Genomic DNA, 19010 nt, shown 5'->3' on the forward strand with positions numbered 1-19010 from the left:
AGAGCTACGCCATCCTTCATCCGTCAGCGTCGCTTTGAAGCTTTCGCCCGACCGTGGCCTGAGCGATGAGATACGCGGCAACACCTCCCGCTAGGAAACCCACCCCATTGCGCACAAGGGGCATCACTTCTGAAGTGCGTGTCACCACCGGTGCAACGCCGAAGACGCCGAACAGCATCACCCAAAGCGGAGATAGCAGAAGCAACCAGGCCCAGGCGATGGTTTCACCCTCTTTCCTGGGATAAGCCGCGAAGCCTGCAATCAAGCCACCGAGAATGGAGGTGGTCAGGGTCCAAAGCCACTGTTCATGGGGCAGTCCCGGCACCACCTGGCATCCGCCCCGCTCCAGACAGATCTCCACGGCATTGAGCGCATCCGCAATGGCCCCATCCTCACCGTGATCCTTCACGTAGTACTGGTTGCCGTAACGCGTCTGCAGCTCGACCCAGTAGGTACGGGGCATCATCGCGAAATAGGCATCGCCGACATTGAAGTTCAGAAGATTTCCCCCCCGGGGGTCGGCCACCAACAACAAGCTGCGTTCATCCAGGCCCCAGAACTCCCGTACGGCCAACCCCGGCGTGCGTTCGTACTGCGTTAGCACCCGCAGTTTCCAGCCCGTGCGTTCTTCCACATCGTCGAGGGATGTTTCCAGTTGGGCCCGTTGGGTCTCACTGAAGATCCGAGCGAGGTCAATCACTGGAGTCGGGTGATCCGGCAGCAGATCGGGGTTGTCGTAGGCCCCAACTGGAGCCACCAGAACCCCCAGGCTCACCAGAGCCACCACGACGACGCCCCACAGTTTTCGGATGTGATGTGGTCCCATGGAACTGCTGTAGCGAACGGCATTCTCTCCAATGGAACCGATGGCTGCGTCCTGTCCCGAGTGGTTGGCAACGCATCTGCAACAGGCGGGGGGGGGCGTTCCCTTTTCCCGGTTCATGGATCTGGCTCTGAATGAGCCCGAGCATGGCTATTACGGCGCCGGCCGTGCGCGCATCGGACCTGAGGGCGATTTCGTCACCTCTCCATCCCTGGGCAGCGACTTCGCTGCCCTGCTGGTGCCCCAACTCATGGCCTGGCTGGCTTCCCTCTCCACGACAGATCCGGTTCAACGCCTGTCAATCGTGGAAATCGGGCCTGGTGAAGGCCATCTGGCCCGGGATCTGATGACTCAGCTGGGGGAGGCTGATCCAGCGCTCCTGACTCGCCTCGAGATGGTGCTGGTGGAAGCCAATCCCGGCATGCGGCAGCGGCAGCAGCTTCTACTGGAGCAGGTGGATGGACTGCCGGTGCGTTGGTGCACGCTTGAGCAGCTTCGGATCACGCCGGTGCGTGGGGTGGTGATCGCCCATGAATTACTGGATGCCCTCCCGGTGGAACGGTTGGTGTGGCGGGATGGGTCGCTTCAACAGGCGTTGGTGGAGCTTGACCCAAACGCTGCTCTGCGCATGAGCCATCGGCCTCTTTCGGTTGGTTTACGGGACGAGATCAACCGTGTGTGCGGCCATGCCGGCATTCAGCTGCCGCCCCCTCATGCCGAGGAGGGGTGGACGACGGAATGGAACAGTTCCCTTCCCGACTGGTTCGCGGCGATGGCTGCCGCTGTGGAGGCAGGCGTGCTGCTCGTGATTGATTACGCCATGGAGGCGCATCGTTATTACACGGCCCAGCGCTCTGAGGGCACCCTGATGGCTGTCTCCAGCCAACAGGCGGGTCTGTCGCCCCTGGATCAGCCCGGCGCGCAGGACCTGACGGCACACCTCTGCATTGATGTCGTTGATGAGGCGGCTAAGCGCCATGGCTGGGTGGTGGGTGATCAGGCCAAGCAGGGCGAGGCACTGCTGGCCCTGGGCCTTGCGCAGCGCCTCCATGGCCTGCAGCAGCTACCGGGCCAACAGTTGGCGGAAGCCCTGCAACGGCGTGAAGCCCTGCTTCGCCTGGTGGATCCCGCGGGGCTCGGTGGGTTCCGCTGGCTCACCTACCGGCGCGGATTGCCGGAAGACGGCTTCAGCCTTTCAGGCGCTCAAGGCTGCTCAGAATCGCGTCGCGACTGACGTCATCGCGAATCTCAACGGTTCCGATGCCGGTGGGCATCACGAAGCGCAGGCGACCGTCGTGCACCTTTTTGTCCCCCTGCAAGCTGTCCAGGACGGCATCGGCGGAGAGATCGGGCCAGGCGGTGGGGAGTCCGGCGCTGTCGATCAGCCGGCGTTGGCGCTCGGCGTCATCGCGACTCCAGCTGCCCCGCAGAACGGCGAGTTCGCCCACGGCCACCATGCCAATGGCGACCGCCTCGCCATGCAGCCAGGTGCCATAGCCGCAGAGGGTCTCCACCACATGGCCGAAGGTATGGCCGTAGTTGAGGATCGCGCGCAAACCCCCCTCCTTTTCATCGGCGGCCACCACCCGCGCCTTGGCTGCGGCGGATCGCTGCAGGATTGAGCTCAGGCGTTCAGTCCCCAGTCCAGCTGGCGTGGTCGGGTCGGCGCAGGCCTCCAGTTCCTCGAACAGCTCCGTGTCGCCGAGAATTCCATACTTGATCACCTCGGCCATGCCGGCCCGGAACTCGCGTTCGGGCAGGGTGTTCAGGGTGGAGGGATCGATCAGTACCAGCCGCGGCTGGTGAAAGGCGCCGATCAGGTTTTTGCCGCGGGGATGGTTGACCCCGGTTTTGCCACCGATCGACGCATCCACCATGGCCAGCAGGGTTGTGGGAACCTGCACCACCTGGATGCCCCGCAGCCAGGTGGCTGCCGCAAAGCCGGTCATGTCCCCCACAACGCCGCCGCCGAGGGCCACCATCAAGGAGCTGCGTTCGAGCTTGGCGTTGTAAGCAGCATTGTGGATCTCCGCCACCGTGGCTGGTGTCTTCTGGTTTTCGCCGGCGTCAATCACCAATAGCTCCACGCTGAAACCTGCCTTTCTGAGGCTGTTCAGGCAGGCCTCGCCGTAGGGGCTGGCGACATCCGGATTGCTCACCACCAGGACACGCCGACCGGCCTGCACTCCAGCGTCCAGCATCTGCTGACCAAGCCTGGCCAGGCCGCCGTCTCCAATCACCACCTCGTAGGGATTGCGCTCCAGCGCAACGCGGATGTGATGCAACGGGGTGATTGTGGTCATGAAACCGTTGGAACCCACCTACTCTCGCAACAGTGTCGCTGGTCCTGTGCGCGAGAGATCAGTGCGCAACTCCCTGTCCGCCTGGGCGTTTCTGCTGCCGGCGGTGGTTCTGATCAGCCTGTCGGTACTGCTGCCGGCCCTGATGGCTCTGGTGATGAGTTTCACCGCCACGGGGCTGGATGTCAGTGAACCCTTGCGTTTTGTCGGTTTGGCCAACCTGCAGCGCTTGCTTTCGGATCCGATGGCACGGCAGGTGCTGGTCACTACCTTTCTCTATCTGATCGGCGTGGTGCCGCCCATCGTTCTTGGTGCCCTGGCCCTGGCGGTGTTGGTCAACCAGGGGTTGCCTGGGCGCTCCTTGCTGCGGGGAGCTTTCTACACACCCGTGCTGGTGTCGATCGTTGTGGCTGCCATTGCCTTTCGCTGGCTGTACGCCGAGAACGGATTGATCAATGGATGGTTGAGCGCGCTGCTCGGCGATGCTTTCAGCCCCATCGGTTTTCTCACGACGCCGCAGCTGGCGCTGCCGGCCGTGATGTTGGTGACGCTTTGGAAGGGACTCGGTTACTACATGGTGATCTTTCTGGCGGGCCTGCAGGGCATACCGAAGGAGCTCTATGAGGCGGCGGAGCTGGATGGCAGCGAGGGCTGGAGAAAGCATCTCGACATCACATTGCCCTTGATGAGTCCCTACGTGACCCTGGTCGCCGTGGTGTCGTCGATCGCGGCCACGAAGGTGTTCGAAGAAGTGTTCCTGATGACCCAGGGAGGCCCCGCCGATTCCACGCGAACCATCGTTTATTACGTGTACGACCAGGCCTTTGCCGAATTGGAGATCAGCTATGCCTGCACCCTGGGCCTGGCGCTGTTCCTGTTGGTGTTGCTGTTCACCATGATCCGGTTGGCCTTTGGCGGCGATCGTCCCTTGATCTGACGCTGTCATCGGCCCTGCAAAGTGGCAAGCTGCGGGAGACGGCTCGGACAGGATGATCGGTGTTGTGGGAGGTGGTCAGCTGGCACGGATGCTCGTGCAGGCCGCCACGCAACGACAGGTTCCGATCACGGTGCAAACCTCCAACGCAGAGGATCCTGCCGCCCGGTTAGCGACCCGCCTCATCACAGCGGACCCGCGGGATGTGGCTGGTACCCGGGAACTGGTGTTGGGCTGTGATGGCATCACTTTTGAGAACGAGTGGGTCAACATCGATGCCCTCTTGCCTCTTGAACAGCAGGGAGTTCGCTTCTGCCCCTCATTGGCTGCGCTCTCGCCGCTGGTCGACAAACTCTCCCAGCGTCAGCTGCTCGACGACCTGGCAATTCCCAGTCCCCCCTGGTGCCCGCTCAGTCTGATTTCTCCAGCCCAACCCGCCTTGCCGCAGGGGTGGACCTTTCCCGTGATGGCCAAGGCCTCCCGCGGGGGATACGACGGCAAGGGCACGCTGGTGCTGCGCGATATCGATGAACTCGCGCAATTGCTGCGGGCGGTTTCAGCCGAAGACTGGCTTCTGGAGTCGTGGGTGGATTACGAACTGGAACTGGCTCTTGTGGTCAGCCGTGATCAACGCGGACGGATCCGTCATTTCCCCCTGGTGCAGACCCACCAGCACCACCAAGTCTGCGACTGGGTTCTGGCACCGGCACCGGTGGATCCCTCAGTGGCGGCCTTGGCCTACAACGTTGCTGCATCGCTGATGACGAAGCTCAGCTACGTGGGTGTGCTGGCTCTGGAGTTCTTTTATGGGCCTGCAGGACTGCAGGTGAATGAAATTGCCCCACGCACCCACAATTCCGGCCATTTCTCGATCGAGGCCTGCACCAGCAGCCAATTTGATCAGCAGCTCTGCATCGCGGCCGGTCTTCCTGTTCCCACACCAGAGCTCAAAAGCCGCGGTGCCTTGATGGTCAACCTTCTGGGCCTTGATTCAGACCACCACACTCCTCTTGATCAGCGGCTGCAGGCGCTGGAGGCCATGCCTGGGGTTCACCTGCACTGGTACGGCAAGTCGCCGGAGACGCCAGGTCGCAAGTTGGGACACGTCACTGTTCTTCTTGAGGGAGAAACGGTTTTGAAACGCCAGGACGAAGCTCAGAAGCTACTTGATGCCATTCGTCGGATCTGGCCACTCGATGGCAAGAGACCCGACTAGTGTTGTAAGTGAACTGCTGTGTTGGTGACGGCCTTTTTCTAGTGCTCTGATCTGACTCTCTTTCGACTTGGGGAGACTGTCGTGACGGTGACGTAGACCGGCCATGCAGCCGGAAACGAAACCCCACTTTGCCTCCCCTTCTGGTTCTTCCAGGTCGACCACTGGGGCTCGCACGGCATGGCGGTTCACCCTCTTGATATTCAAAGCCAGGACAAGAGTCTTAGCCTGTGGCCAACCCAAAGATGGTTTGCCGAAGTTTGATGGGTTAACCCAAGTCACAAGCTGTTGTCCCGCCGCATAACCGTGCTGTCTCAATCCTGCAGATCGTGATTGACCCAATTTGAGAGAACGAAAGTGTTGGCCTACAAGCGGCCGTCCAAGGATTCAACGGCGAAACTCGAGCTGCTCGCCGTGCTTCCTTTCCGTAACTTCACTGGTTCCGAATGAACCAGGCACTAGAGTCGTGCTTCATTCGCACACCCCTCAAAGCACTTGCTCGGAGCGCTTCTACCTGTGATTTTTGCCCGATCCCTGAAGCAATACTCCTCTGGCTTGGTAAGCTGAATTCACGTTGATGAGGGGTGAAAGTCTTGCAAGGTAAATAAAATATATCTCGCGTTCGTTCAATTAAAACTCAAAAACTTCAAGCGTCCTTAAATCACCTTCTGACTTGACAATCAATTCGATGGAAATGATATTGTCGTATTCACGCATCCAGCCGTTGGTGAGGCTGGTGAACGATTTGAATGCAGCCTGAGCTTCCTCCAATGTTTCCAGCTGAGCGATAATCCCGTCACGACCAAGAGAATCGTTATAACAGATACAGTACAACACTTTGACGTAACCGTAGGTCTACATAGCCGGTATAGCTGCTTTCAAAGCAATCAACAAGCTTGATTGCGGTAGGTAGAACACCTGTTGAAACGCCATGCTGCCAATGGATTTAGGCTTGATAGTCCAAATATGATGTGAATATGGTTTTCACGCACGTCGCCAGCTTCACTTAAGTGCCGATATCAAGCTGTACGGCTAGAAGCAATCAATGTCTGCGCTTGGAGCAAATTTTTGAAATATTTCGCACCAACTTACGTGAGGACTTGTCATTTGAAAGTTTTCGTTTGGATCGCACGGCCCTGCCCCATATTGACCGTACTTCGCCTGACAACTGTCGTGGGCTGGTCTTTTGGCAGAGGCATTGGGCTGATCGATCAACACTGCAGTCGCAGCAATCAGGCTTGACGTGGCAACAAGAAGTGTTCTGTTGAAGACTTTCGTGATCATGGCTAACAAGATTAATGGGACTTGATGAACAATTTGCTCATCTCCTCCATCATCGTTTGCTTGCCTTACGCGTGTTTGGATCCAGATCACAAGTGCAAGTGATTTCACTCACGCACTTAAATGCCCTTGTTTGATTTATCGGCAGTTGGAACTTTCCTCAAGAGTTGCTATCAGTTTTGCTATCGAATTTAATTGGTCGTTGGCTTTTAAATGTTGGCTTTCTGGAGTTTTGAGCGCGAGCTTTCTAAGCCTCTTTATCGTTTTCGGGCTTTTGTGCTCGGACGGCTTATGAATTAAGTCAATCTTTTCTGCGTATTGGGTGTTGAAATTTGTGCTTTAGGACAGTCTGCTGCGTAACCCTTGAATGAGAAGGCCGTTCCCGTTCAGAGCTTCCTCTTCCAATGGAGTGGGGAGAGTTCGTCAAGCCTCAATCCCCAGTGGTGGCTGACTCTTCCTGTCAGCACCACAGCTTCATCATTGCCAGTCGCTGATGGGTGGTCGCCAGGTTCGACAGTTTTTCTTCAGATGGCCGAGTCAACCTCTCAGTTTCGATCATGGCGACCGGGGAACCTGCTGGCGGGGTTTTGGCTGAGACACGGCTGATTGACCGTGACAAGCAACCATGGGGTCTTCTCAATCGGTGCAGATCAGCTGGAACTCGCCGTCGTCTCCTCGCTCAACGATCCAAGAAAGCGATGTTGACAGTTGCCGACGATGCAAGTCAACGACCCACAGCATCCGCTGTCGCGGCCGTGGTGCAGAACGGAACCAGCGGGACTGGCCTGAGTGGTGATGAAGGATTGCGTATGGGTGGAGTCATGGCGCGTGCGATTGGTCCGTCTTGTCCGCTGAATTGCGGAGTTCTCGATAGACCCGACGATGGAGCGACGATGCTCGTGTTTCTGCTGTTCGACCTTTGACGGTGCAAGACCTCCATTTCATCGCTCTTGATTCGCAGCACGAACAGCGCCAGGTCAAAAACGAACAGCTGTTGCCTCAAGTGGCGATTGCTTCCATTCAACATCCAGTCCTGCGACGCTCACGATTGGCCTCACACCTGATCCGTTCTTCGATCCGTTGGCCGAGCAGCAGCAGTTGTGTCCTACACACGCCGGCGACCTCCTTCAGTGGTTTGCCCTTAAGCGCGCTGCAGCGACAATGGAGATCTTGCCCAACCACTTCCTTCATGGTGGTGAGGCAGCACAGCACTACGTGTTCTGCTTCATATCGTTCTTGAAGGTATGTCAGGCATTGCCTCAATCCCGCGATTGGGGTGAGATTTCTCATTGATCGAACGGATTGCCTTGACGTCAATTGAGTGGAGCTGGGTCTAAGGCAATCTTGATATCGTGCGGATGTCGGCTTAACTCATCTCCTTCTGCTACTGAATACTCAACTTTGTGAATGGTTGAAGTCTTGGAGTGCGTACTGGGCAAGGCATTTGTTTTTGTCGGTATCGGTTAAGGAGATCGCGGTTACGCTTTGGTTCCAGTTTCGACGGTTGATCAATTCGTTGAATTCGCTCAGAGCCTCTTCCAAGTCGTCAAAGCAGCCTGCGATTTCTTTTGTTTGCTTCCCTTGCATCACAGCAATTTCAAGGGGCATGTCGTTGATCCGTAAGCTATCAGACCTTACCCCTCCACTGTTGTGTAGTCGTTGATGCTTACTGCTGTGTGAACAAGTCTGGTCAGTGCTTGATCCGTCTTTAGTGTTCGGATGGTTTCGGTCCTCAGATGCGCGACCCACATCTTGACGAGCTCATTCAAATGGAAACCTGGGATTGGTGGAAAGCTCAGGTTTTTTACTTAAGAGAAAAAAAGGATTATGCGGATGCAGAAGCCTTGTTTTTGGAATTCAAGCTTCCAGTGTCTGATTGAATAAGCTGCTCCAGTGGGTGCATCATTGAGCCGCATGTTGTGAATTGATGTTGCCAGGATCTTTCAATTTCAATGCGTACAGCGGCTCTCCATTTTGAAGTTGATGGTGACTCAGTGACCGTTCAGCCACCTTTTCTGTTCATCCAGCTTCATCTCATGTCGCTCGATTCAAAGCCTGGATACCACCTCAGGGGCGGCGCTCAAGAACAGCCTGTTCGAGGGCAGGCTGACTCATCGACGTCACCACAAACACTTCCTGAGCCAAGCTCCCCTTACGAGCGACAAGCTTGTATCCCCCGTGGATCGGGGTCGAGACACGAAGTTTGAGCACAGGGCTGCGACCTCGCACACGACTGATTACAGCTGGTGTGATGGTTTGAATGTCTGTCTCGAGGGCCAAAGCCTTTAGCCACGGGATCAAGCCGTCCACATACGTGCTGTGGGTAATAACAACCCGGCCCAAAGCTGAACGAAATCTCAAGAACTGGTGAAAGCTAGCCACTTTGGCTATGCCAGAGAGAGAGCACCGGAGTCGTGATGCTGAAATCAGTTGACGCCCTCCGCCGCTCAATTCGCGGGCCTTTGGAGGATGCATGTGGACCCCAGGCCCGCATGCTCACCGCCGAAGTGCATGGGTCTGAGGTGCGTGGCTTGGCACTGTGTCCAGGCCGTGTGGTGCGTTTCGTGATGGATGATCGGCTTGAGGGCCTACAGGTTGTTGATCTCCTGCGCCTCACCAAAGCCAGCCGGAAGCCGGCGGCCTGAATCAACAGCGTTCCAGGGGAGCCATCGTCAACCCCTCGGCTTGAAGTTGCTGGTGGTATAGCTCGGCTTGCTCCAGTGGGCCACACCACACCTCAGCGGAGCCCTGTCCATCAATCCGGTTCGCGAGGGTCCAGGCCTTGTCTTCGCTCATACCTGGGATGATCCTCCGCAGGCAATCCACCACATGCTGAAAGGTGTTCACATCGTCGTCCAAAACGATCACCCGTGCCTGGGGATAGCGCTGGGTTGTCTCCTGTCGCTCGAGCACGATCGAGGACCCGGGGCTGGAGCTTGTCATGACAGTTGCCTCCGGCAAGGGGAAAAGATGCTGGACCCTAGGTAGAATCCCAACAATCGAGCGGTCAAGACAATGTTGTTCACTTTGGGATGGGCGTCCTTGGCTGCCATGTTCAGTTTCTCCATCGCCATGGTTGTCTGGGGACGCAATGGTGACGGCACCCTGAACTTCTGATTGATTCTGTGCCGCAAGACGCACCACTTTTGAACCAGGCCCTGGCGGTCACAGCGGCGGTGCTTCTTGTTTTCGTCAGCGTTGCCGTGATTTATCTCTCAACGATCGAATGGCGAGACCGTCGGCGTCGCCAGGGTTCAACCAAATCGTCTTCCTGATCGCGTCGGTTCGACGTCAGATCAGTCATCACCCTTGTTCGGCGTTTCTTCTGGGGCTTTGCCTGATCGTTCCAGGAGTTCTCCTGGGTGCGTCCAAGTTCAATCACGGTCTCAGCCGTCCAGAAACGACTGAGCTGGTTGCCTTCATGCGTCAGGCTCGGCTGATTCAGAGCTTTCAGGCCGATCCCTCTGCATCAGTTCCCCAGATCTGGGAGGAACGTTTTTCCGCGTTGCCTGCCCGTCATCGCTGGATGAGCCACGGACGAGAGTTGTGGTGGCTGATCTGGCTGGACGATGGTGAACCTGTGCTGGCACTTCCGTCGTCATCGGAGTCGTCCTCATTGGAACTGCACTTCGCTGATGAACTGCATCGGAGCAGCTTTGATCAGGCTCCTCTGCTGGAGGCCAAGACTCCGTCTCTTTTGGAGGAAACCTGTCTGCGGCGTCTCACCAACGGAACAGCTGTTCAGTGGCAGCCCTCCGGCTTGGCCAAAATCAGTGGCCATCTCTTCCCTGCTTTGGCAAGCTTTTCCCACGGTTGTCTGAGTGTGTCGCTCCAGGATGATCGCCTGATCGCCGAGGGGTTAGTGGCCTCGAGACCCTTGGCGTCCCTGAAGGATCGAGCAAAACCGGGCAGAACAAATCTTGTTCGCCTCAACGCACCGTCGACGTATCTGGAGTTCAACAGTGTTTCCTTGCAACCGGTTCTGGGTTCGTTCCTCAACAACCCTTTGATCGCGGAGCAACTCACCAGCCGATACAACCTGCCTCAGAACCTGCGTGCTGTTCTGCTCGATGCCCCTGTCGCCCTCCGGGTGGAATCCCTCGAGGCAGGACGCTTTCGTGCCGCTGTTCAAGCCAGGTTGATGCTGCCCGCTGATCAGATCGGCACACTCAGGTCCAGCCTTGCATCGGTTTCCGAAGCATTGAGGCGGAATGGCTTTCGTCGGCAACAACTTCGCTTGCAACGCGCGGATGCATCACCGACCCAACGTTCCGCTGTGGTGTGGCTCAATCCTCAGGGTGATCCAAGTGGTGGCTGGTCGCTTGGGCCTGAGATGAGTGGGCAGGTGGAGCTGCTGCTCGCCCTGGGGCAGGCTCCCACACTCGGGGGGGCGCCCACCCTTCAACGCCTTGGGGACCAACGCCTGCGCCTTCGAGCTCGACCTGACGAATTGGTTCAGCTGGGTTGGTTAGGACCGGGCTGGCCCAGTGTCATTCGAGCTGCACCTCAGCTTGAGCTGGAGATGACAGCTCTACCCAACCAGCAACAGCCCGGATGGCTTCGGCTTCAGTTGGAACTGCGCTGAGCCTGTTCTGCCAAACGGCGCTCCTTCTTGCGCTTCTCGGCCGCGATGGTTTCCTCAACCAGTTCAACGGCCTGATCCATCCGCTCGCTGTTGGAGCCAAACAGCGTCAGATCCTTCTCGACACGATCGGCAGGCATGCCAAGGCTTGCGGCCCATTCCTGGCTCTGTTTGACCAATGACTCACTGTCCGTGCCGCTGGCATCCGCTGCGGCCGCCTTGAGAAGGCTCATCAGTCCAACGGCCATCAAACGTGAGTAGTGGCTGCCGTCTTTGAGGCGATGAGACGACAGCAAACTCTTGAGCTTCTCGGGATCCTTCCCTTTGGCCTGGTCAACCAGCGACGTGTTGATCTTGCGTAGCTTCGCCGCATCGAAGCCATTGCTGCTGCAGAGGGCACTGAACAAGGCGTCGGTCTGCGCTTCTGGCCGATAGCCCTTGGTGAATGTATCGAACACGGTGCACAGCCCGACGCTGAAAAGCTCGTTGGCTTCAAATCGACTTTGATGGCTCAGCAAATGCAGTTCCACCAGCAGCTCATCAGCAAGGCGGCGGTACAGCGGGGCAATCACGTGGGGAAAGGCCTGATGAAACGCTCGTTTGCTGTCGGCGATGGTCTGACTTGCGGCCAACGTGCAGTCCTGGAATGAATGGCCGGAACCCTAGCGCCGCGGACATCGCCGTTAGGATTGCGCGACCCTGCTGATACTCAGATGATCCCCATTGTGATTGAGGAGTCCGGCCGGGGAGAAAGGGCCTTTGACATTTATTCCCGGCTGCTGCGCGAGCGCATCATCTTTCTTGGTGAAGCTGTCACCAGTGACTCCGCCAACCGGATCGTGGCTCAGATGTTGTTCCTCGAAGCCGAGGATCCCGAGAAAGATATCTACCTCTACATCAACTCGCCTGGCGGTTCGGTCTACGACGGCCTGGGCATCTTCGACACGATGCAGCACATCAAACCGGATGTGCACACGGTGTGCGTTGGCCTGGCCGCCAGCATGGGGGCTTTCCTGCTTTGCGCCGGGACCAAGGGCAAGCGCAGCAGCCTGCAGCATTCCCGGATCATGATTCACCAGCCATTGGGTGGTGCCCAGGGTCAAGCCAGTGACATCCGCATCCAGGCGGACGAAATCCTCTTCCTCAAGGACCGCCTCAACAGGGAACTTTCTGATCGCACCGGGCAGCCTCTTGATCGGATCCAACAGGACACCGATCGCGACTTCTTCATGTCACCCTCTGAAGCGGTGAACTATGGGTTGATTGATTCGGTGATCGACAAGCGTCCCGTTCAGGCTGTCGCTTGAAGAAGGGAAGTTCGAAAGTCAATCGTCCCAGCAAGATCTGTCCGGTCTGCGCTCGTCCCTTTGAGTGGCGCAAAGCCTGGAGAAATTGCTGGGACGATGTTGTGTACTGCTCTGAGCGTTGCCGTCGACGCAAGAACAAATTCAATCCATAAAAAAGACCCCGCCTGATCAAGACGGGGGTTTTTTATTGATGTGTTGGAGAATCAGTCCAGGGTGACCACGGTGCGGTCTTTCTCAGGAACAGCGGTGAATTCCGCAACAATGGCCTTGAACTCATCGCCATTCATGGTTTCTTTCTCGATCAGCAGTTCCACCAGGCGGTCCATGGCTTCGCGGTTGGCAGCCACGATTTCCACGGTTTCGTCATAACAACGCTTCACCATGTTGCGGACTTGAACATCGATCTGTTGGGAGATCGATTCGGACACGTCACTGCGGGACATCAAATCGCGGCCCAGGAACACTTCCTGGCTGCCGCCTTCAAGGGCAACAGGGCCGAGATCACTCATGCCGAGCCGGGTCACCATGTTTCGAGCCATCGAAGCCACCTGTTGGATGTCGCCACCGGCTCCTGTGGTCACTTCCTGATGCCCAAACACCACATCTTCTGCGGCGCGGCCACCAAGGGCACCCATGATGCGGGCCTTGAGCTGAGCGCGAGTGACAAGAGTTTGTTCTTCGTCCGGCGAGAACCAGGTCAGGCCCTGGGCCTGACCACGGGGAACGAGAGTGACTTTCTGTACCGGATCGTGGTCCTTGACCAGGGTCCCGATCAGGGCATGGCCCACCTCGTGGTATGCAATCAGACGTTTGCTGCGACCATCGGTGAGGGGACGACCCTCCATTCCGGCGATGATGCGATCGACAGCGTCATCGATCTCGCTCAAACCGATGGCGTCTTTGCGGCGGCGGGCGGTGAGGATCGCTGCCTCGTTCATCAGGTTGGCCAGGTCAGCACCAGTAAAGCCAGGGGTGCGGCGGGCGATGCTTTCGAGGGACAGCTCTTCTTCGAGTTTTTTGTTGCGGCAGTGCACATCCAGGATGGCGAGGCGGCCCTTGATGTCCGGAGCATCCACGGTGACCTGACGGTCAAAACGGCCGGGACGCATCAGAGCTGAGTCCAGAACGTCAGGACGGTTGGTGGCGGCAATGATGATGATGCCGCTGTTGCCTTCGAAGCCATCCATCTCCGTCAGGAGCTGGTTCAGCGTCTGTTCGCGTTCGTCGTTGCCTCCACCAATGCCGGCTCCGCGCTGGCGCCCAACGGCGTCAATTTCGTCAATGAAGATCAAACAGGGGCTGTTCTCTTTGGCTTTCTTGAAGAGATCGCGGACGCGGCTGGCGCCAACGCCAACGAACATCTCAACGAACTCAGAACCAGAGAGAGAGAAGAAGGGAACACCTGCTTCACCGGCAATGGCCTTGGCGAGAAGGGTTTTACCGGTGCCGGGAGGGCCGACCAGCAGAAGGCCTCGGGGAATCTGAGCACCCACGGATGTGAACCGTTCTGGCTGCTTCAGGAATGTCACCACTTCCTGAAGTTCCTGCTTGGCTTCGGTGACGCCGGCCACGTCATCGAACATGACGCCGGTCTCCGCTTCCATCATGAAACGGGCTTTGCTTTTGCCGAACTGCATGGCCTGGCCGGGGCCGCCAGGCATGTTGCTGTTGCGGCGGGCCAGGAAGATCAGAGCACCGATCAGCAGCAGCGGGAACGCCAGATTGCCCAGCACACCAAGGGCTGGAGGTGCCGTGCGGGGGGGATGAATGTCGAAGCTGATGCCTTCGGTCTTCAGCGTGTTAATCAGCTCAGGGGCCAGACCGGGCAGGTCAACGCGCAAACGCTGAACGCGGTTGTCCAGGTCAGGATCGACCGCTTCGATCACTGCGTTGCGACCACCGTCGTAGATATCAACGGCTGTGACACGACCGGCTTCGACGTAATCAAGGAAGCGGCCATAGCTCATGCGCGCCACCGCAGCATTGCGCGGGGCGACGGTGGTGCCATTGCTGTCCTGGCTGAGGTTGTTGATGCCTCCGTTGCTCACCACCTGCCAGCCAATCAGCAACACGACGCCGATTGGCAGAAGCCAGAGGGCAAGAAGTCGCCAGCGCTGGTTCATGAGCCAAAGAAATTCGTTAACGAGTGTAAAGGAGTTGGCCTGATTTCTGAGACCCTGATCAAAGGCTTCTCAGAGCAACAATCGGGTCGAGCTTTGCGGCTCGGCGGGCGGGCACGACGCCGAAGAACAGTCCGATGGATCCTGAGAGTCCAACCGTGATGACAACTGTTGTGGCCCCGATCGCCGCCGGTAATGGTGTGAGGGCAGCCACAAGACTGACTGCTCCTAACCCCACCAGCGTGCCCACCGCTCCGCCCAGGCTTGCGAGCACCAGAGACTCCACCAGAAACTGCTGAAGCACATCACTGCTTCGGGCTCCCAGGGCCTTGCGCAAACCGATCTCTTCGGTTCGCTCGCTGACAGACACCAGCATGATGTTCATGATTCCGATGCCTCCCACCAGCAGGGAGATCCCTCCGATGGCCGCAAGCATCAGGGTGAGTCCTCCGGTGATGGTGCCGACGATGGTGAGGGCATCCTTCTGAGAACGCACTGCGAAATCGTCGTCACGAAGAATGCTGTGGCGTTGACGCAACAGGTTGGTGATCTGAAATCTTGCTGCTCCGGTGCTCTTTTCGTCTCTGGCTTCAACGCTGATGGAGTTGAGGCTTACGCCATAAATCGGATCCCGACCGGTGATCCGGTTCACCATTGTTGTGATTGGGATGTAGATGTTTTCATCCTGGTTGCTGCCAAAAACAGCTCCTTTGGGTGCCATCACTCCGACAACCCTGAAGGACTGATTGCTGATGCGCACCTGCTGCCCGATCGCCGCGCCGGTTGGAAACAGTTTGGTGCGCAGATCAGAACCAAGGACGGCTACGGCTCTCGCCGATGATTCCTCTTGATCGGTGATGAAGCGACCCTTCGCGATTTCAAACTTCCGTACTGCGAGGAAATCCGGAGTGACCCCGAAAACCGCACCAGTGGCACTGCGGGCTCCCGCCTGCACCACCTGATTGGTGTTGATCAGAGGCGCGACCCTCGTGACGCTTGGAACTTGAGCGGCAATGGCTTCGGCATCTTCCAGAACAAGTGTTTTGGGTCGGGTGACACCTTGACGTCTGGTGTTTGTGTTGCCCGGAACCACAAACAGCACATTGGCTCCAAGGTTGTTCAACTGCCCTTCGGCCAGTCCTTGCGCTCCTTTTCCCACCCCCACAAGGGTGATCACCGAGGCGTTGCCAATCACGATGCCCACCATGGTGAGCAAGCTGCGAAGTCGGTTGCTCTGCAGGGTTGACAGGGCCATCCGCACCGTTTCCGTTGCGGGCATGCGGCGGTTCATGCTGTGCTGTTGTTCAGATCAGTGTCGCCTCAGCTTCGTTGTTGACGATGCTCACCTTGACCAGATCCGTGGATCCAGAGACGCCCGCATGGGTTCCTGCTGACTGGACCACGAGGTCTCCCTCCTCGAGTAAGGCCAGTTCCTGGGCTCTGACCATGGCGGCGTGGAAGGTCTGCGTGGTCCGCTCCCCCTGTGGAATCACCAACGGAGTCACGCCCCAGACCAGTTGAAGACGACAGGCGACTGTGCGATCCGGTGTGACGGCCAGGATGGGAGCTGCTGGACGGAACTTACTGACATTGCGAGCTGTGGCTCCACTTTTGGTCAGGGGAACAATCGCGGAAGCGTTGAGCTGGCTGGCGATGGTGCTCACCGCACCACTCAAGGCATTGGGAATGGTGCTGGGAAGGTGACTGTCGATGGAGCGTTGGGGATAGTCCTTCTCGATCCGTCGGGCAATGGTGGCCATGGTCTGCACCGCTTCAACAGGGAAATCTCCCACTGCGGTCTCGTTGGAGAGCATCACAGCATCGGTTCCATCGAGGATGGCGTTGGCCACGTCGCTGACTTCGGCGCGGGTCGGGCGTGGGCTCGAGGCCATCGAATCCAGCATCTGGGTGGCCGTGATGATGGGGATGCCCAGGCTGTTGGCCTTGCGGATTAGTTCCTTCTGCAGCAGCGGAACTTCCTCGGCCGGCATTTCCACCCCGAGATCACCGCGGGCCACCATCACGCCATCGCAGAGGGGAAGGATCGAATCGATCTGATCGATCGCTTCAAACTTCTCGATCTTGGCCACCACAGGGGTCTCATGCCCCTGGTCACGGATCAGCCCACGGATCTCTTCCATGTCGGAAGGATTTCGAACGAAGCTGAGAGCCACCCAGTCCACCCCTTGACTGAGACCAAAAGTCAGATCGGTCTTGTCCTTGTCTGTCAGGGCGCGAACGGAGAGCTGGACGTCCGGGAAGTTGACCCCCTTGTTGTTCGAGAGAACACCGCCCACGGTGACGGTGCAATGCAGGGTCTGCTGGGCTTTGTCGACGGTATCGACCTTCATCTCAACGCGGCCGTCGTCAAGCAGGATCCGACTTCCAGCGGTTACTTCGTCGGCGAGTTTGTCGTAGGTCACCGTGGCGATCGTCTTGTCGCAGCTCACGGGTCGTGACGTGAGTGTGAACGGATCACCATTGGCCAGGGTGATCGGTCCCTCCGCGAAGCGTCCGAGTCGGATCTTCGGGCCCTGAAGGTCCTGAAGGATGCCGATGGTCTGACCCAGTTCCTCAGACACCTGACGGATCGTGGCGATGCGTGCGGCGTGTTCGCTGTGGTCGCCGTGGGAGAAGTTCAGCCTGAACGTGGTGGCACCAGCCTTCACGAGCTCCTTGATCCGCTCCGGACTCTCCGTGGCAGGGCCGATGGTGGCCACGATCTTGGTCCGTCGGTTCAGGTCGAACTGGCCCATATCGCGGCTGAAAATCCCTGCGGAAACTACCATCCGGGCGTTTCCGAACCGGCCTCATGGAGATGAATTCCTATCAGCACGCGGCCCGAAAGACCGCTGCCTACCCGGATGTGGGCTGCAATCCCGTTTATCCAACCCTTGGTTTGACGGGGGAAGCCGGCGAAGTGGCCGACAAGGTCAAGAAGGTGATTCGAGACCGTGAGGGCGTTTTTGATGCAGGCACGCGCGAAGCGATCAAGTTGGAACTGGGCGATGTGCTCTGGTATGTGGCTCAGCTGTCTAGCGAACTCGGTTATGACCTGGAGGAGGTGGCTGAAGCCAACCTTCAAAAGCTGTCGAGCCGGGCTGCCCGTGGGCGCATCGGCGGCAGCGGAGACCAACGTTGATCGTGCTGATGCTTCGTCGTTTGTTAACGCTTCTGTGCTGCCTGCCTCTGCTGCTGGCCCTGGCATTGCCCTGTGATGCCGCTGAACTGCAACTCAGTGGAATACGTCTGGATCCCTGCGGTGAGCAGGATCCAGGCAATCAACCTGACTTGAGTCGCCCAATGGGTGCCAGCTGTTATGTACTGACAGGGGACGTGGAGAACCGAGGTAAAAACAGTGTCATCGACACGGACGTCTACGCTCGGATCCTCGATGCCAGTGGTGAGCCGGTGCTCCAGAACAGAACCCGTGTGGGTTCCATCGGAGATGTCAACCCTGGTCAATCCCCCTTTGCCCTGCACATTTCTGTTCCCGCCGGAACGCCTGGACCATTCGTTGTCAAAAATGCACGGGCCCGTGGTTTCAATGCTCCGGTGCGAAGTCGCGCCGAGGCCGATGACGACGATCTATTGCCTCTGGAGAGAAGCATCAATCTGGAGTGATCACCAAGTGGCACCAGACATATAAAAGGCATTGATCGACTGCCCCACGAGGCCCTGCAGCAGATTCAGGGCCAAGAAGGCCAGGATGGCCGAAAGGTCGATGCCTCCCAGTGGTGGGATCAACCCCCGGAAGGCATTGAGATAGGGGTCGGTGATCGCACTCACGCTGCTCAGCACAGGATTGCCCCAGTCGAGGTTGGGGAACCAGCTCAGGAGAACCCGAACGATCAACACCAGGGAATAAATCTGCAGGGTTTGGGACAGCACCTGCAGCAGGGTGACGGGAAGAGATTCCATGACGGGAGCTGATCTCCTCCGACTTTATGCAGCTTCCGTCAGATCGGTCGCACCCAAATCTGGAAGCACGGAGAAGGTGCGATGGAATTTTTCGGTGAGGGTGAGCCAGTACGAGCGGCCTTCGCTTTGTCGGCGCCGTTCGATGAAGTCCTGCGCCATCAGCTCTTTGATGTGGTCGTAGGCCCCAGAGCCGCGTAGATCCACGAGATCCGACTGGAGGATCCGTTTCTTCAGCGCAATGGTCGCGAGGGTTCGCAAGGTTGCTGTGGAAAGGTTCACCGGCAGCAGGTCTTTGACCAGATCGCCCATGCCTGGACGCAGCTGAAGGCCGTAGCGACCGCTCTGCTCAACGATCTCCAGGGCGCTGTCCCGCTGGGCGTAGGAGGCCGTCAGGGCCACGAGAGCCTCTTCCACAGCCCGACGATCGGAGTCGGCCAGCTCGGCCAGTTCGCCGATGCTGACTGGTCGGCCCTTGAGGTAAAGAATCGCTTCGAGCCGGGTTGGCAGGGATGGAGACGTCATCACAACC

General features: G+C 58.1%; 24 protein-coding genes and 1 other RNA gene. 13 read left to right on the forward strand and 12 right to left on the reverse strand.

From position 1 onward, the window contains the following. Positions 1-16 precede the first annotated feature (16 nt). Positions 17-826, reverse strand: coding sequence for a TPM domain-containing protein (locus tag KR52_RS08435; RefSeq protein WP_038554684.1), 810 nt, complete (start codon positions 824-826; stop codon positions 17-19). 40 nt (positions 827-866) lie between these two features. On the opposite strand from KR52_RS08435, the gene KR52_RS08440 reads away from it, so the two are divergent. Further along, the gene (locus tag KR52_RS08440) at positions 867-2057 is read left to right on the forward strand and encodes a class I SAM-dependent methyltransferase (protein WP_253912359.1); all 1191 of its coding nucleotides are present in this window, start codon (positions 867-869) and stop codon (positions 2055-2057) included. On the opposite strand, the gene aroB is transcribed toward KR52_RS08440, so the two are convergent. Continuing rightward, positions 2011-3126, reverse strand: a complete 1116-nt coding sequence (gene aroB / locus KR52_RS08445; RefSeq protein WP_038554687.1) for a 3-dehydroquinate synthase — start codon at positions 3124-3126, stop codon at positions 2011-2013. The two genes, KR52_RS08440 and aroB, sit on opposite strands and share 47 nt — an antisense overlap. 61 nt (positions 3127-3187) lie before the next feature. Here aroB and KR52_RS08450 point away from each other — a divergent pair, with 61 nt between their 5' ends. From KR52_RS08450 to ssrS, 3 genes are all read left to right on the forward strand, one after another. Further along, complete coding sequence (locus tag KR52_RS08450) at positions 3188-4060, forward strand: carbohydrate ABC transporter permease (RefSeq protein ID WP_173402243.1); 873 nt, start codon at positions 3188-3190, stop codon at positions 4058-4060. A gap of 52 nt (positions 4061-4112) precedes the next feature. Further along, entirely contained in the window at positions 4113-5273 is a 1161-nt protein-coding gene (locus KR52_RS08455) for a 5-(carboxyamino)imidazole ribonucleotide synthase (RefSeq protein ID WP_038554689.1), read from the forward strand. 7 nt (positions 5274-5280) lie between these two features. Then, positions 5281-5464: non-coding RNA, 6S RNA (gene ssrS / locus KR52_RS13705), on the forward strand. Positions 5465-5900: 436 nt separating this feature from the next. Here ssrS and KR52_RS14645 read toward each other — a convergent pair. Next, positions 5901-6041: a hypothetical protein gene (locus KR52_RS14645; protein WP_162175614.1), complete on the reverse strand. Its 141-nt coding sequence runs from the start codon at positions 6039-6041 to the stop codon at positions 5901-5903. 1208 nt (positions 6042-7249) lie between these two features. Between KR52_RS14645 and KR52_RS14355 the strand changes: the two genes are divergently transcribed. Beyond that, the gene (locus KR52_RS14355; protein ID WP_162175615.1) at positions 7250-7474 is read left to right on the forward strand and encodes a hypothetical protein; all 225 of its coding nucleotides are present in this window, start codon (positions 7250-7252) and stop codon (positions 7472-7474) included. A 472-nt stretch (positions 7475-7946) separates the two neighbouring features. Here KR52_RS14355 and KR52_RS08475 read toward each other — a convergent pair whose 3' ends face one another. After that, complete coding sequence (locus tag KR52_RS08475; protein ID WP_038554699.1) at positions 7947-8159, reverse strand: hypothetical protein; 213 nt, start codon at positions 8157-8159, stop codon at positions 7947-7949. Positions 8160-8287: 128 nt separating this feature from the next. Between KR52_RS08475 and KR52_RS14800 the strand changes: the two genes are divergently transcribed. Then, positions 8288-8431, forward strand: coding sequence for a hypothetical protein (locus KR52_RS14800; RefSeq protein ID WP_173402214.1), 144 nt, complete (start codon positions 8288-8290; stop codon positions 8429-8431). A gap of 187 nt (positions 8432-8618) precedes the next feature. Here the strand turns inward: KR52_RS14800 and KR52_RS08480 are convergent, their stop codons facing one another. Continuing rightward, complete coding sequence (locus KR52_RS08480; protein WP_038557116.1) at positions 8619-8894, reverse strand: DUF2103 domain-containing protein; 276 nt, start codon at positions 8892-8894, stop codon at positions 8619-8621. 74 nt (positions 8895-8968) lie between these two features. Here KR52_RS08480 and KR52_RS08485 point away from each other — a divergent pair, with 74 nt between their 5' ends. Then, positions 8969-9196, forward strand: coding sequence for a hypothetical protein (locus KR52_RS08485; RefSeq protein WP_038554702.1), 228 nt, complete (start codon positions 8969-8971; stop codon positions 9194-9196). 1 nt (position 9197) lies between these two features. Here the strand turns inward: KR52_RS08485 and clpS are convergent, their stop codons facing one another. Next, on the reverse strand, positions 9198-9494 hold the full coding sequence (clpS, locus tag KR52_RS08490) for an ATP-dependent Clp protease adapter ClpS (RefSeq protein WP_038554704.1): 297 nt from the start codon (positions 9492-9494) through the stop codon (positions 9198-9200). Between the two features lie 72 nt (positions 9495-9566). Between clpS and petN the strand changes: the two genes are divergently transcribed. Continuing rightward, a complete protein-coding gene (petN, locus tag KR52_RS13710; RefSeq protein ID WP_011364412.1) occupies positions 9567-9668 on the forward strand; it encodes a cytochrome b6-f complex subunit PetN in 102 nt (33 codons plus the stop codon). Positions 9669-9777: 109 nt separating this feature from the next. Next, positions 9778-11136, forward strand: coding sequence for a hypothetical protein (locus tag KR52_RS08495; RefSeq protein WP_038554705.1), 1359 nt, complete (start codon positions 9778-9780; stop codon positions 11134-11136). Here KR52_RS08495 and psb29 read toward each other — a convergent pair. Next, positions 11118-11765, reverse strand: coding sequence for a photosystem II biogenesis protein Psp29 (gene psb29 / locus KR52_RS08500; RefSeq protein ID WP_038554708.1), 648 nt, complete (start codon positions 11763-11765; stop codon positions 11118-11120). The genes KR52_RS08495 and psb29 overlap by 19 nt on opposite strands. A gap of 18 nt (positions 11766-11783) precedes the next feature. Between psb29 and clpP the strand changes: the two genes are divergently transcribed. Together clpP and KR52_RS13715 are read left to right on the forward strand one after the other, a co-directional pair. Next, positions 11784-12440 carry an ATP-dependent Clp endopeptidase proteolytic subunit ClpP gene (clpP, locus tag KR52_RS08505; RefSeq protein ID WP_256382115.1) on the forward strand — a complete coding sequence of 219 codons (657 nt, stop codon included), beginning with the start codon at positions 11784-11786 and terminating at the stop codon, positions 12438-12440. Next, entirely contained in the window at positions 12437-12592 is a 156-nt protein-coding gene (locus KR52_RS13715) for a DUF2256 domain-containing protein (protein ID WP_071840220.1), read from the forward strand. Before clpP ends, KR52_RS13715 begins: the two co-directional genes overlap by 4 nt. Before the next feature lie 51 nt (positions 12593-12643). On the opposite strand, the gene ftsH is transcribed toward KR52_RS13715, so the two are convergent. From ftsH to pyk, 3 genes are read right to left on the reverse strand one after another with little or no spacing between them, the layout of a single operon-like run. Next, positions 12644-14563, reverse strand: a complete 1920-nt coding sequence (gene ftsH / locus KR52_RS08510; protein ID WP_038554713.1) for an ATP-dependent zinc metalloprotease FtsH — start codon at positions 14561-14563, stop codon at positions 12644-12646. Between the two features lie 58 nt (positions 14564-14621). After that, positions 14622-15851, reverse strand: a complete 1230-nt coding sequence (locus tag KR52_RS08515) for an ABC transporter permease (RefSeq protein ID WP_038554715.1) — start codon at positions 15849-15851, stop codon at positions 14622-14624. 13 nt (positions 15852-15864) lie between these two features. Continuing rightward, a complete protein-coding gene (gene pyk / locus KR52_RS08520; RefSeq protein ID WP_038554716.1) occupies positions 15865-17316 on the reverse strand; it encodes a pyruvate kinase in 1452 nt (483 codons plus the stop codon). A gap of 56 nt (positions 17317-17372) precedes the next feature. Here pyk and KR52_RS08525 point away from each other — a divergent pair, with 56 nt between their 5' ends. Both KR52_RS08525 and KR52_RS08530 read left to right on the forward strand, forming a co-directional pair. Next, positions 17373-17702: a nucleoside triphosphate pyrophosphohydrolase family protein gene (locus KR52_RS08525; protein WP_038554719.1), complete on the forward strand. Its 330-nt coding sequence runs from the start codon at positions 17373-17375 to the stop codon at positions 17700-17702. Between the two features lie 8 nt (positions 17703-17710). After that, positions 17711-18184, forward strand: a complete 474-nt coding sequence (locus KR52_RS08530) for a hypothetical protein (protein WP_038557118.1) — start codon at positions 17711-17713, stop codon at positions 18182-18184. On the opposite strand, the gene KR52_RS08535 is transcribed toward KR52_RS08530, so the two are convergent. Next, positions 18185-18481 (reverse strand): YggT family protein, encoded by a 297-nt coding sequence (locus tag KR52_RS08535; protein WP_038554721.1) that lies wholly within the window; start codon positions 18479-18481, stop codon positions 18185-18187. A gap of 24 nt (positions 18482-18505) precedes the next feature. After that, a complete protein-coding gene (scpB, locus tag KR52_RS08540) occupies positions 18506-19003 on the reverse strand; it encodes an SMC-Scp complex subunit ScpB (RefSeq protein ID WP_038554723.1) in 498 nt (165 codons plus the stop codon). Positions 19004-19010: the final 7 nt, after the last annotated feature.

This window comes from Synechococcus sp. KORDI-52, assembly GCF_000737595.1.
Lineage (GTDB): Bacteria > Cyanobacteriota > Cyanobacteriia > PCC-6307 > Cyanobiaceae > Parasynechococcus.